Consider the following 11,833-nt stretch of genomic DNA (forward strand, 5'->3'; position numbering starts at 1 on the left):
ACGGGTGATCAACCACGACCAATTGCGACTACTGAGGTGTCATGCGGGCCGGTGCCCGTGATTGGCGTGCCGCTTCTTCAGCCGCCACTTCCGCTTACGCGTGCGCTTCGACATGACGCTCCGCTCCCTCCGCGCGGCCGGACCTCCGCACTACGACCAGCGTGCGCCCGCCGCGCGGCTGTGTCGAGACGGCTCACCCGCGCCCGATCGGCGCCGTCGAAGCCCCGGTGACCCGCACCAGGTCGCCGGCGGCCAGCTCGACCTCCAGCCCCCGCCGCCCCGCCGAGACGAACACGGTCGGGTGCCCGAGCGCCGACGCGTCGACCACCGTGGCCAGCCGCTTGCGCTGCCCCAGCGGAGAGATCCCACCGCGCACATATCCCGTGGTGCGCTCGGCGACCGCCGGATCGGCCATCACCGCCCGCTTGCCGCCCACCGCGGCGGCGAGCGCCTTGAGGTCCAGCGACCCCGCCACCGGAACGACCGCCACCGTCAGGGCCCCGTCCACCTCCGCGACCAGCGTCTTGAACACCCGCTCCGGCGCCACGCCCAACGCCCGCCAGGCCTCCTCGCCGTACGACGCGGCGGCCGGATCGTGCTCGTAGGCGTGCACGGTGAACGGCACGCCCGCGGCGTTCAGCGCGACCGTCGCCGGAGTCCCTCCGGACCCGGACTTCGCCTTCTTGGCCAACTCGCCCAGACCTCAGCTCAGTTGTGGTTCGTCAGCTCAGTTGTGGTTCGTCGGCTGCCGGGTCAGCTCGACCGCGGGCAGCGAGGGGAGCCTACCGATCACCGCCGTCTCCCTGCGCAGCAGTCTCAGCTCCTCCGCGAGCCGGGTCGCGGTGTCCGGAGCCTCCAACAGCCCCTGCTTGACCGGGACTTCGACCACCGTGGCGGCGGCCACCAGATAGGACAGCACCGACGGCTGGCCGGGCAGTTCCTGCGCCGTGGACAGCGTCCGCTCCCGCGCCCCGGCGAGCTGCTTCTGGTAGGTACGGAACGCCAGCTCCACCTCGGCGGTGAGCGGTCCCGCGCCCTCGCCCGGCAACTCGGCCAACTCCTCGATCTCACCGACGAGATACGGCCCCGTGGCGTCCACCGACCGCAGCCGGAAGCGGGTGGTGCCGGTGGCCACCATCTCGTAGCCGCCGCCCGCCTTCTCCCGTAGCGAGGCGGCGTCCGCTATGCACCCGACCTGGTACAGCGCCTTGTCCAGATCCGGTCCGAAGCCCGCCGCCGCACCACCGTCCGGCACACCGGGACCGCTCGGCGCGACCTCGTAACCGTCCCTGATCGCCACCACCCCGAAGTGCCGCGGTGTGTCCTCGGGCAGCGCCAGCAGATCGCGGGCCAGGGCGCGGTACCGCTCCTCAAAGAGGGTGAGCGGCAGCACGAGGCCGGGAAAGAGCACCGAGCCGAGCGGGAACAGCGGAAGTCGTGCGGTCACAACAGGTAAGCCTAAGCGCAGGCCCTGTGCCCCAAGACCGGTTTTGCCGCAGTCCGGCCCGCAGCACGCGCGCTGTCCGGCCCGCAGCCGCCCGCGGCCCGACCGTCAGCCGCGCCGCAGCAGCCGTGACGCGCCGGTCACCACCGTGGACGCCAGGACCCAGCCCACCATGGTCATCGCCGCCGCCACCCACTGCGCGGCACCGGCCAGCCGCCAGGCATGGCTCTGCCCCAGATCGACGACCGGCAGTAACAGGTCGAGCGCGAACAGCGCCGGGTTCCAGTGCGGCCAGGCCTGGTCGTCCGCCGGATGGGGCGTGGGCCCCATCCCGAAGTACAGCGTGCCCGCCGCCCACAGCACCGCCATCCACAGCGCCGCCCGGCCCGGCCGGTAGCCGTAGCCGACCGTGACGTCCTGCAGCCAGCCCCACACCATGCCCGCGGGCGGCAGCGTCTCCCGGCGTCTGCGCTGCTTGGCCAGCAGCACCTCGCGGGCCTGCGAGTCCTCGCCGCCGTCCCGCAGCACCTGCGCCAGCGTCTCGTACGGCTCGGGGTTGTACTCCGGCGTCGCGTCGGCCAGCCAGTCGATCCGCTGCTCCAGCGGCACCGGACCGGGCGAGGACAGCGACTCGTAGCTGAACCCGGCCAGGTCGATGCCGCCCCGGCCGGGCCAACTCGACGGCTGGTCGGTGAGGTTGCCGACCCGGGCACCGGCCAGCGATATCCGCCCGGACGGCGGTTCGTCCAGGACCAGGCGGAGTTCGGGCGTCTGGACGCGGCGCAGCGACAACTGCTGGGTGCCGGTGAGCCGGAAGTGCGCCTTGTCCGCGATCACCGCGTTGCCGAACCGCCCGTCGTCCAGCCGGATCCCGCCTTCGGAGGTGAACCGCTGGGTGTGCACGCCCGCGGGCGGGGTGCCGCCGCCCAGGTAGCCGCTGAACCAGCCGGAGCTGAGGTACAGGGTGTGCTCCACGGTGATCCGCGCCGCGTTCAGCGCGTAGCGGCCGTACGGGTTGTGCAGGGCGCTGCCGCGCAGGCTGAGCCGGCCGCCGATCCGGGCGCTGCGCAGGCTGATCTCGCCGGTCGACTCCAGCAGCTCGGCCTCCACGTCCTGGGCGACGGTCAGCCCGTCCGCCGCGATGGAGTGGCCGCTGCGGCTCTGACCGACGGTGAGCTGGTTGAGCACCAGGTCGGTGCCGATGTGCGCGTCGGTCAGCCGGATACCGCCGGGCACCGTGCACTGCGGCAGGTAGAGGTCGCCCTCGCTGGTCAGCCGGGCCGCCTCTATCCGCGGCACCTCGCAGCGCACCATGCGAACGGTGGTGAAATGGCATGCGGGCAGCAGCAGTTGGTGGTCGAAGCGGCACTCCCGCAACTCCACGTACGGGCGCACATGGCCGCCCGACAGGTTCAGTAGTCCGGTGACCAGCGCCCCCGAGAGCTTCAGCGCCGCGACCCGCCCGGGCTCGCCGGGCGGCCCGTCCAGCAGCAGCAGCGCCACCACCTCCGCCCGCACCGTACGGCCAGGCTCGTCGTCACCGCCCGGCTCACCGTCGCCCGCCCGGGGTGCGGGCAGCAAACCGGCGGCGTCCTCGTCCGCTCCGGGGCCCGCCAGCTCGCCGAGCCTGAGATCGCAGGTCTCGCCCCGGCGGAAGGCGTCCCACATGCGGCGCTCGGCGGCGGTCAGGTCCCAGGGGATGGCGGGCTGGCTCACGGCGTGGTCCCTTCCCGTCGGCGGCGGGTGACCACCCGGCGGTGACCGCCCGGTCGCACGCTATAGCGCGGCGCACGACGCGCCACCACCCGATGGCCGAATCCAGCCATCGACCCACCCGGAACATGACAGCCACTCGGGGGTGTGCCGCGTCTCACCAAGTGGAGGCCCGCCGCGTGCGGGATTGGCGCTCTCTACACTTGACACCGTGATCTCCCGAATCGATCTGCGCGGCGCCGCCTTCTCCGAGGCCACTGTGAGTGGCGGAATCGACCGTGACCTGCTTCCCCGTGCCGAACTCGACGTGGAGGCCGCCCTGGAGAAGGTGCGGCCGATCTGCGACGACGTGAAGCATCGCGGCACGGCCGCGCTGATCGAGTACGCGGAGCGGTTCGACGGCGTCAGGATCGACCAGGTACGGGTGCCCGCCGAGGCGCTGCGGCGCGCCCTTGAGGAGCTGGATCCGGCCGTACGCGCCGCGCTTGAGGAGTCCATCCGGCGCGCGCGCCTGGTGCACGGCGAACAGCGCCGCACCGACCACACCACCCATGTCGTGCCCGGCGGCACGGTCACCGAACGGTGGGTCCCGGTGGAGCGGGTCGGGCTGTACGTGCCCGGTGGACGCGCCGTCTACCCGTCCTCCGTGGTGATGAACGTGGTGCCCGCCCAGGAGGCGGGCGTCGCGTCGCTGGCCGTGGCCTCGCCGCCGCAGGCGGACTGCGGCGGGCTGCCGCACCCCACCATCCTCGCCGCCTGCGCGCTGCTCGGCGTGGACGAGGTGTACGCGGCCGGTGGCGCGCAGGCGATCGCCATGTTCGCCTACGGCACCGACGAGTGCCGCCCGGTCAACCTGGTCACCGGCCCCGGCAACATCTGGGTCGCCGCCGCCAAGCGGCTGCTCAAGGGCCGTATCGGCATCGACGCGGAGGCCGGACCCACCGAGATCGCCGTCCTCGCCGACCACACCGCCGACCCCGCGCACGTCGCGTCCGACCTGATCAGCCAGGCCGAGCACGACACCCTGGCCGCCGCCGTACTGGTCACCACCTCCGCCGACCTCGCCGACGCGGTCGACGAGGAGCTGGACCGGCAGGTCGCCGCCACCAAGCACACCGAGCGGATCACCGAGGCGCTGACCGGCAAGCAGTCCGCGACCGTCCTGGTCGACACCATCGACCAGGGCCTGGCCGTGGTGGACGCGTACGCCGCCGAGCACCTGGAGATCCAGGCCGAGAACGCCGCCGAGGTCGCCGCCCGGGTGCGCAACGCGGGCGCGGTCTTCGTCGGCGCGTACGCGCCGGTCTCGCTGGGCGACTACTGCGCGGGCTCCAACCACGTACTGCCCACCGGCGGCTGCGCCTGCCACTCCTCGGGCCTGTCGGTGCAGTCCTTCCTGCGCGGCATCCACGTCGTGGACTACACCCGCGACGCCCTCGCCGAGGTCGCCCACCACGTGGTGACGCTGGCGGAGGCGGAGGACCTGCCCGCGCACGGCGCGGCCCTCAAGGCGAGGTTCGGGTGGAAGGTGCCGGGCCAGTGACCCGTATCGACGACCTTCCGATCCGGGACGAACTGCGCGGCAAGAGCCCGTACGGCGCCCCCCAACTCGACGTTCCGGTACGCCTGAATACCAACGAGAACCCGTACCCGCTGCCCGAGCCGCTGGTCGAGCGGATCACCGAGCGGGTCCGCGAGGCGGCCCGCGGCCTCAACCGCTACCCGGACCGGGACGCGGTCGAACTGCGCACCCAACTGGCCGCGTACCTGACCAGGACCACCGGCCACCGGGTCTCGCTGGCCGGGGTCTGGGCGGCGAACGGCTCCAACGAGATCATCCAGCAACTGCTGCAGACCTTCGGCGGCCCCGGCCGTACCGCGATCGGCTTCGAGCCCTCGTACTCGATGCACGCGCTGATCTCCCGTGGCACCGGCACCGGCTGGATCTGCGGGGCACGCCGGGCGGACTTCACCATCGACGTCGAGCAGGCGAAGGCCGAGATCGCCCGGCACCGCCCCGACGTGGTCTTCGTCTGCTCGCCCAACAACCCCACCGGCACCGCGGTGGACGCCGACACCGTGCTCGCGCTGTACGAGGCCGCGCAGGCCGCCAGGGCCGACACCGCAGGCGCGCTCGTGGTGGTGGACGAGGCCTACGGCGAGTTCTCGCACCGCCCGTCGCTGCTGCCGCTCATCGAGGGCCGACCGAACCTGGTGGTCTCCCGCACCATGTCCAAGGCGTTCGGCGCCGCCGGACTGCGCCTCGGCTATCTGGCCGCCGACCCGGCCGTGGTCGACGCCGTCCAGCTGGTACGGCTGCCGTACCACCTGTCGGCCGTCACCCAGGCCACCGCGCTGGCCGCCCTGGAGCACACGGATACTCTGCTGGGGTACGTCGAACAGTTGAAGGCCGAACGGGACCGGCTGGTCACCGAGCTGAGGGCGATCGGCTGCGAGGTGACGGAGTCGGACGCGAACTTCGTGCAGTTCGGCCGGTTCGAGGACGCCCACGCCGCCTGGCAGGGCCTGCTGGACCGCGGCGTACTGGTCCGGGACAACGGCGTACCGGGATGGCTGCGCGTCACCGCGGGCACCCCGGCCGAGAACGACGCGTTCCTCGACGCGGTGCGCGAGCTGAAGAAGGAGAACAGAACGTGACAGCGGTGACCCGCGTGGGCCGCGTGGAACGCACCACCAAGGAGACCTCGGTACTGGTCGAGATCAACCTCGACGGCACCGGACGGGTCGACGTTTCCACAGGTGTCGGCTTCTTCGACCACATGCTCGACCAGCTCGGCCGACACGGTCTGTTCGACCTCACCGTCAAGACCGACGGCGATCTGCACATCGACACCCACCACACCATCGAGGACACCTCGCTCGCCCTCGGCGCCGCGTTCAGGCAGGCGCTGGGCGACAAGCGCGGCATCGTCCGGTTCGCCAACGCCTCGGTGCCGCTGGACGAGTCGCTGGCCCAGGTGACCGTCGACCTGTCCGGGCGCCCGTACCTGGTGCACACCGAGCCGGAGGGCATGGCGCCCATGATCGGCACGTACGACACCACCATGACCCGGCACATACTGGAGTCCTTCGTCGCCCAGGCGCAGATCGCCCTGCACGTCCACGTCCCCTACGGGCGCAACGCGCACCACATCGTGGAATGCCAGTTCAAGGCCCTCGCCCGCGCCCTGCGCTACGCCGCGGAGATCGACCCCCGGCAGACGGGCATCCCGTCGACGAAGGGCGCGCTGTGAGCGCCCGCCCGTCGCCCGCCACCGCCCTCAGCGGAGGCGCTACGCGCCGCCGTCGCATGGGCGCGGCCGCCGGGCCGCAGGCGAAGGCGATGCCCGCACCGGTACGCCGCGCGGGCGACAGTGACATGAGCCGCTGGCGCGGCGGGGCGAACGGATGGACACCGTGAACAAGGCCGCGATGCTGTTCATTCTGTTGGGTCTGTTCCTCGCCGGAGGCGTTTACTCCTTCTGGAAGCAGAAGATGCCCAAGAGCGTGGTCGTTCTGCTCGGACTCGGCTCGGTGATGTCGCTCGCCGCCGGGCTGTTGCGGCTCTGACGCCGCGCACGTGGAAAGGGACAAGCCATGAGCAAGCGCGTGGTCGTCTTCGACTACGGCTTCGGAAACGTCCGTTCCGCCGAGCGGGCGCTGGCCCGGGTCGGCGCCGACGTGGAGATCACCGCCGACTACGACGCCGCGATGGCCGCCGACGGGCTGCTGGTGCCCGGCGTCGGGGCGTTCGCCGCCTGCATGGCCGGGCTGAAGGAGGCCCGCGGCCACTGGATCATCGGTCGGCGACTGGCGGGCGGACGGCCGGTCATGGGCATCTGCGTCGGCATGCAGATCCTCTTCAGCCGCGGCGTGGAACACGGTGTGGAGACCGAGGGCTGCGACGAGTGGCCCGGCACCGTCGAGCCGCTGCGCGCGCCCGTCGTACCGCACATGGGCTGGAACACCGTCGAAGCGCCGGAGGGCTCGTCCCTCTTCGCCGGACTCGACCCCGACGAGCACTACTACTTCGTGCACTCCTACGCGGTGCGCGAGTGGGAACTGGAAGTCACCAACGACGCCATCCGCGCCCCCAAGGTCACCTGGGCGACGCACGGTGAGCCGTTCGTCGCGGCGGTCGAGAACGGACCGCTGTGGGCCACCCAGTTCCACCCCGAGAAGTCCGGCGACGCCGGCGCCCAGCTGCTGACCAACTGGATCGAGACCCTGTGAGCCGCCCGATGTCCAAGCTCGAACTCCTCCCCGCCGTCGACGTACGGGACGGCCAGGCGGTCCGCCTGGTGCACGGTGAGTCCGGTTCCGAGACCTCCTACGGCGACCCGCTGGCCGCCGCCCTCACCTGGCAGCGGGCGGGCGCCGAGTGGCTGCACCTGGTCGACCTGGACGCGGCGTTCGGCACCGGCGACAACCGCGCCCAGATCGCCGAGGTGGTGCGCGCCATGGACATCAAGGTCGAGCTGTCCGGCGGCATCCGCGACGACGCCTCGCTCGCCGCCGCGCTGGCCACCGGCTGCACCAGGGTCAACCTCGGCACCGCCGCCCTGGAGAGCCCGCAGTGGGTGGCCAAGGCCATCGCCGAGCACGGCGACCGCATCGCCGTCGGGCTCGACGTACGCGGCACCACGCTGCGCGGCCGCGGCTGGACCCGGGACGGCGGCGACCTGTACGAGACGCTGGCCCGCCTCGACTCCGAGGGGTGCGCCCGCTACGTCGTCACCGACATCGCCAAGGACGGCACGCTCCAGGGCCCCAACCTGGAACTGCTGCGCAACGTGTGCGCCGCGACCGACGCGCCCGTGGTCGCCTCCGGCGGCGTCTCCTCGCTCGATGACCTGCGCGCCATCGCCGCGCTGGTCCCCGAGGGTGTGGAAGGCGCCATCGTGGGCAAAGCCCTCTACGCCAAGGCATTCACCCTTGAGGAAGCGTTGGAGGCGGTATCACGATGACCGGAACCCCCGCCGTGCGGCGAGTGCAGACCGACAGCCCCTGGGAGGAGACCATCGGCTTCGCCCGGGCCGTGGCGGTCGGCGACCGGGTGCTGGTGTCCGGCACGATGCCGCTGGTCAAGGGGGTCCTCCAGGGCGAGGGCGACCCGTACCTACAGACCAAGGCGGCCTTCGCGAACGCGTTCGCGGCACTGGAACCGCTGGGCCTGGGGGCCGCGGACGTGGTCCGCACCCGTATGTACATCACCCACGCCCGCGATGTGGACGCGGCGGGCCGCGCCCACAAGGAGCTGTTCGACGACATCCGGCCAGCCGCGACCCTGCTCGTGGTCTCCGGGTTCGTCGACTCGCGGGTGCTGGTCGAGGTGGAAGTCGAAGCAGTGCGTCCGGCGGCCCGCCCTGACGGACGGCACGCCGATGAACCGAGTGGAGATACGCCGTGAGCCTGGCCGTCCGGGTCATTCCCTGCCTTGACGTGGCCGACGGTCGCGTCGTCAAGGGCGTGAACTTCCAGAACCTGCGGGACGCCGGGGACCCCGTCGAGATGGCGAAGGTGTACGACGCGGAGGGTGCCGACGAGCTCACCTTCCTCGACATCACCGCCTCCTCCGGCAACCGGGAGACCACCTACGAGGTGGTGCGCCGCACCGCGGAGCAGGTCTTCATCCCGCTGACCGTCGGCGGCGGCGTGCGCACCGCCGATGACGTCAACAAGCTGCTGCGGTCCGGCGCGGACAAGGTCGGCGTCAACACCGCGGCGATCGCCCGGCCGGAACTGATCCGGGAGATCGCCGAGCGGTTCGGCAGCCAGGTGCTGGTGCTGTCGGTGGACGCCCGCCGCTGTCTGGAGGGCACGGTCACCCCGTCCGGCTACGAGGTCACCACGCACGGCGGCCGCCGCGGCACCGGCATCGACGCGGTCGAATGGGCGCACCGCGCCGTCGAGTTGGGCGCCGGTGAGATCCTGCTGAACTCGATGGACGCGGACGGCACGAAGGACGGCTACGACACCGAGATGATCGAGGCGGTGCGCAAGCACGTCACCGTCCCGGTCATCGCCAGCGGCGGCGCGGGCAAGCTCGACCACTTCCCGCCCGCCATCGCGGCGGGCGCGGACGCGGTACTGGCCGCCTCGGTGTTCCACTTCGGCGACCTGCGGATCAGTGACGTCAAGCGGACGCTGCGCGAGGCGGGGCATCCGGTCCGCTGAGCCCTTCGCTGGAAGTGCCGCGGTGTGCCGTCGATCGGCTGCGGCACCGTCGTGGCTGGTCGCGCCCACGCGGCGGAGCCGCACATGAACACAGCCCCGGGCCCCTTCGGGTCGCTGCCGAACCGCAGCGGACTTCAACCGACCTGCTGAGCGGACCGGATGCCGGGCTAGGCGTCGATGCCGAGTTTGGCGGAGCGCAGCTTCTCGACGGCTTCCTTGTCGCCGTCGAACTCCACATGGGCGGCGGACTGGCGGCCGAACACGAACAGCGTCAGCTCGCCCGGCTCCCCGGTCACCGTGACCACCGGCGTGCCCCGGCGCGCGACCGCCGTCTGGCCGTCGGGGCGGCGCAGCACCACGCCGACCGGGGACTTGCGGCCCAGCACCCGGGCCGCCCGCTCCAGCCGCTTCCACAGCACGTCGGCGAAGACCGGGTCGAGGGTCCGCTCCGTCCAGTCCGGCTGGGCCCGCCGGACATCCTCGGCGTGCACATAGAACTCCACGCTATTCGCGACCTCGTCGATCTGCTTCAGGGCGAACGGTGAGGAGCGCGGCGGGCCGGTCCGGATGAGCTGGATCAGCTCCTCGTACGGCTTGGCGGCGAACTCCTGCTGGACCCGGTCGAGCCGGGCCCTCAGCGGCTTGAGCAGGAGGCCGCCCGCCGCGTCCGGACGCCGCTCGCGGACCACGACGTGGGCGGCCAGGTCGCGTGCGGTCCAGCCCTCGCACAGCGTCGGTGCCCCCGGGCCAGCGTTCTCCAACAGGTCTGCCAACAGCAGACGTTCACGCTGCGCATGTGTCGACATGGCGGCAGCGTACGTCCACCCCGGCACGGGCGGCTACGGCAACGGGCCGGTCAGCTGCTTGCCGTCCATCGAATTGCTCAACGTCAGCGAGCAGGAGACGGTGTCCTCCCCCTCGAACTGATACGTCGTCAGTTCTGGGTAGAGGGCGTAGTTGTAGTACGTCCGCCCGTCCCTGGGTATGGACTCCAGCCGCTTCTTGGCGTCCGGTTCGCACAGCGCGAGCACCTTGCTCTTGAGGTCGTCCTCGGTGTTGATGGTGCCCGACAGGGTCTCGTTGGATATGACCTCGCCGTCGTGCGCCGAGTCACAGGAGATCTTGGTGATCTGCTGGACGTGGCTGTCCAGACCAGGGGAGTTGAAGCAGTCGCCGGGCGAGAGCTTCACGTACATCATGCGGTGGCTGGCCGACGGCGTGGGGATGCCGGGCAGCGAGGCGCCGTCCGACGGGTCCTGGCTCGGCAGGCCGGACGAGCCGGAGTCCGACGGCGCGGGGGGCGTGGACGTGGACGGGGAACTGTCCGCGCTCGCGCTGTTGTTGTCGCTGTGGCTGCTGCCGAGCCACACGATGCCGCCGATGACGATGGCCAGCACGACCACGGCACCGATGACGATGCCCGCGACCTTCGGGCCCTTGCCCGGTCCGGGCGGGGGTGGCGGCGGGTACGGCGGGAACGCGCCGGGGCCACCGGGGCCGCCCGGGCCGTAACCACCCGGGCCCGCCGGGCCGCCGGGCGCGCCCGGACCGAAGCCGAACCCGCCCGGGCCGGGCGGTTGGGGACCGTATCCGCCATTGCCGGGCGGAGGCGGCGGGCCGAAGCCCTGCGGCGGGCCGAAGCCGCCCCCGGCCCCCGGGGGTGGGTTCTCGTTCGGCGGTGGTGGGAAACTCATGACCGAAGCATGCCCCATGGGACTGACAGTCGTTCCCTGGGGATGCCAAGTCGTGACTGGCAGCTCAGTGGCGGCAGTTGCGTTCCGTCGCACCGGGCGCAGCGGTTCGCCGACGCATCGCGGCGCGGGCCGTTTTCCGTATCCGGCGCGGCTGATCCACAATGGGGGGCATGCCAGCCGTCTCCCGCCTCGATCCCGCCATCGCCGCCCGCCTCAAGCGGTCCGCCGACGGGCTGGTCCCGGCCATCGCCCAGCAGTACGACACCGGCGAGGTGCTGATGCTGGGGTGGATGGACGACGAGGCGTTGCACCGCACGCTCACCACCGGCCGCTGCACCTACTGGAGCCGCAGCCGCCAGGAGTACTGGGTCAAGGGCGACACCTCGGGCCATGCGCAGCACGTGAAGTCGGTCGCCCTCGACTGCGACGGCGATACCCTGCTGGTGAAGGTCGACCAGGTCGGCGCGGCCTGCCACACCGGAGACCGCACCTGCTTCGACGCGGGGTCGCTGCCGCTGGGCTAGCGGGCTTTCCGGGGCCAGCCCCCGTGCGGCCCGCCCCGTGCGACCCGCCCCGGTGCCGGGGGTGCGTCTTCTTGGGTTGCGGCCGGTTCGGCACCGCGTCTTGGGCTGCGGCCGGTTCGGCACCGCCGGTCTGCGCTGTTGTGGTTCCTCGCCGCTGCGGCGGGGATTCGTTGTGCGTGGCCGCCTTCCGTTGCGGCGGAGATCTGGCTTACCAGCCGCAGCTGTGCCGTGCGGCCGTCTGTCCCGGTGCGAGGACTTCTCCCGGCGCTGTACGAAGCGAT

15 protein-coding genes are annotated in these 11,833 nt (G+C 72.0%); 9 read left to right on the forward strand and 6 right to left on the reverse strand.

Annotated features, from left to right (window positions below):
• Positions 1 to 39 precede the first annotated feature (39 nt).
• The 4 genes from NON19_RS33965 to NON19_RS28950 form a co-directional block, all read right to left on the reverse strand.
• Positions 40 to 114 (reverse strand): hypothetical protein, encoded by a 75-nt coding sequence (locus NON19_RS33965; RefSeq protein ID WP_504979623.1) that lies wholly within the window; start codon positions 112 to 114, stop codon positions 40 to 42.
• A 79-nt stretch (positions 115 to 193) separates the two neighbouring features.
• The gene (ybaK, locus tag NON19_RS28940; protein WP_255932096.1) at positions 194 to 691 is read right to left on the reverse strand and encodes a Cys-tRNA(Pro) deacylase; all 498 of its coding nucleotides are present in this window, start codon (positions 689 to 691) and stop codon (positions 194 to 196) included.
• 36 nt (positions 692 to 727) lie between these two features.
• Positions 728 to 1,447, reverse strand: coding sequence for an LON peptidase substrate-binding domain-containing protein (locus NON19_RS28945; RefSeq protein WP_255932097.1), 720 nt, complete (start codon positions 1,445 to 1,447; stop codon positions 728 to 730).
• A gap of 105 nt (positions 1,448 to 1,552) precedes the next feature.
• Entirely contained in the window at positions 1,553 to 3,112 is a 1,560-nt protein-coding gene (locus NON19_RS28950; RefSeq protein WP_255932124.1) for an oxidoreductase, read from the reverse strand.
• 256 nt (positions 3,113 to 3,368) lie between these two features.
• On the opposite strand from NON19_RS28950, the gene hisD reads away from it, so the two are divergent.
• The 8 genes from hisD to hisF all read left to right on the forward strand — a co-directional run bounded on the left by hisD (position 3,369) and on the right by hisF (position 9,334).
• Positions 3,369 to 4,700 (forward strand): histidinol dehydrogenase, encoded by a 1,332-nt coding sequence (gene hisD, locus NON19_RS28955; protein WP_255932098.1) that lies wholly within the window; start codon positions 3,369 to 3,371, stop codon positions 4,698 to 4,700.
• Positions 4,697 to 5,815 carry a histidinol-phosphate transaminase gene (locus tag NON19_RS28960; protein WP_255932099.1) on the forward strand — a complete coding sequence of 373 codons (1,119 nt, stop codon included), beginning with the start codon at positions 4,697 to 4,699 and terminating at the stop codon, positions 5,813 to 5,815. Before hisD ends, NON19_RS28960 begins: the two co-directional genes overlap by 4 nt.
• Positions 5,816 to 5,820: 5 nt before the next feature.
• Entirely contained in the window at positions 5,821 to 6,411 is a 591-nt protein-coding gene (gene hisB, locus NON19_RS28965) for an imidazoleglycerol-phosphate dehydratase HisB (RefSeq protein WP_255932125.1), read from the forward strand.
• A 154-nt stretch (positions 6,412 to 6,565) separates the two neighbouring features.
• Positions 6,566 to 6,727 (forward strand): CG2302 family histidine operon protein, encoded by a 162-nt coding sequence (locus NON19_RS28970; RefSeq protein ID WP_255932100.1) that lies wholly within the window; start codon positions 6,566 to 6,568, stop codon positions 6,725 to 6,727.
• Between the two features lie 27 nt (positions 6,728 to 6,754).
• Positions 6,755 to 7,390, forward strand: coding sequence for an imidazole glycerol phosphate synthase subunit HisH (gene hisH / locus NON19_RS28975; protein ID WP_255932101.1), 636 nt, complete (start codon positions 6,755 to 6,757; stop codon positions 7,388 to 7,390).
• 8 nt (positions 7,391 to 7,398) lie between these two features.
• On the forward strand, positions 7,399 to 8,124 hold the full coding sequence (gene priA / locus NON19_RS28980) for a bifunctional 1-(5-phosphoribosyl)-5-((5-phosphoribosylamino)methylideneamino)imidazole-4-carboxamide isomerase/phosphoribosylanthranilate isomerase PriA (RefSeq protein WP_255932102.1): 726 nt from the start codon (positions 7,399 to 7,401) through the stop codon (positions 8,122 to 8,124).
• Positions 8,121 to 8,567 carry a Rid family hydrolase gene (locus tag NON19_RS28985; RefSeq protein ID WP_255932103.1) on the forward strand — a complete coding sequence of 149 codons (447 nt, stop codon included), beginning with the start codon at positions 8,121 to 8,123 and terminating at the stop codon, positions 8,565 to 8,567. The genes priA and NON19_RS28985 overlap by 4 nt, the downstream gene beginning before the upstream one ends.
• The gene (gene hisF, locus NON19_RS28990; RefSeq protein ID WP_255932104.1) at positions 8,564 to 9,334 is read left to right on the forward strand and encodes an imidazole glycerol phosphate synthase subunit HisF; all 771 of its coding nucleotides are present in this window, start codon (positions 8,564 to 8,566) and stop codon (positions 9,332 to 9,334) included. The genes NON19_RS28985 and hisF overlap by 4 nt, the downstream gene beginning before the upstream one ends.
• A 167-nt stretch (positions 9,335 to 9,501) precedes the next feature.
• Here the strand turns inward: hisF and NON19_RS28995 are convergent, their stop codons facing one another.
• Together NON19_RS28995 and NON19_RS29000 are read right to left on the reverse strand one after the other, a co-directional pair.
• Complete coding sequence (locus NON19_RS28995) at positions 9,502 to 10,140, reverse strand: TIGR03085 family metal-binding protein (RefSeq protein WP_255932105.1); 639 nt, start codon at positions 10,138 to 10,140, stop codon at positions 9,502 to 9,504.
• A gap of 33 nt (positions 10,141 to 10,173) precedes the next feature.
• Positions 10,174 to 11,028: a flagellar basal body-associated FliL family protein gene (locus NON19_RS29000; protein WP_255932106.1), complete on the reverse strand. Its 855-nt coding sequence runs from the start codon at positions 11,026 to 11,028 to the stop codon at positions 10,174 to 10,176.
• Positions 11,029 to 11,198: 170 nt separating this feature from the next.
• Here NON19_RS29000 and hisI point away from each other — a divergent pair, with 170 nt between their 5' ends.
• Positions 11,199 to 11,552, forward strand: coding sequence for a phosphoribosyl-AMP cyclohydrolase (gene hisI, locus NON19_RS29005; RefSeq protein WP_255932107.1), 354 nt, complete (start codon positions 11,199 to 11,201; stop codon positions 11,550 to 11,552).
• Positions 11,553 to 11,833: the final 281 nt, after the last annotated feature.

It is taken from the genome of Streptantibioticus rubrisoli (genome assembly GCF_024436055.1).
GTDB lineage: Bacteria > Actinomycetota > Actinomycetes > Streptomycetales > Streptomycetaceae > Streptantibioticus_A > Streptantibioticus_A rubrisoli.

What these genes read in the sequence shown, in the direction of transcription:
- NON19_RS28950 (WP_255932124.1), bottom strand. Translation starts at nt 3,112, where the DNA reads ATGTGGGACGCCTTCCGCCGGGGCGAGACCTGCGATCTCAGGCTCGGC.
- NON19_RS28970 (WP_255932100.1), top strand. Translation starts at nt 6,566, where the DNA reads ATGGACACCGTGAACAAGGCCGCGATGCTGTTCATTCTGTTGGGTCTG.
- hisH (WP_255932101.1), top strand. Translation starts at nt 6,755, where the DNA reads ATGAGCAAGCGCGTGGTCGTCTTCGACTACGGCTTCGGAAACGTCCGT.
- priA (WP_255932102.1), top strand. Translation starts at nt 7,399, where the DNA reads ATGTCCAAGCTCGAACTCCTCCCCGCCGTCGACGTACGGGACGGCCAG.
- NON19_RS28985 (WP_255932103.1), top strand. Translation starts at nt 8,121, where the DNA reads ATGACCGGAACCCCCGCCGTGCGGCGAGTGCAGACCGACAGCCCCTGG.
- NON19_RS28995 (WP_255932105.1), bottom strand. Translation starts at nt 10,140, where the DNA reads ATGTCGACACATGCGCAGCGTGAACGTCTGCTGTTGGCAGACCTGTTG.
- NON19_RS29000 (WP_255932106.1), bottom strand. Translation starts at nt 11,028, where the DNA reads ATGAGTTTCCCACCACCGCCGAACGAGAACCCACCCCCGGGGGCCGGG.
- hisI (WP_255932107.1), top strand. Translation starts at nt 11,199, where the DNA reads ATGCCAGCCGTCTCCCGCCTCGATCCCGCCATCGCCGCCCGCCTCAAG.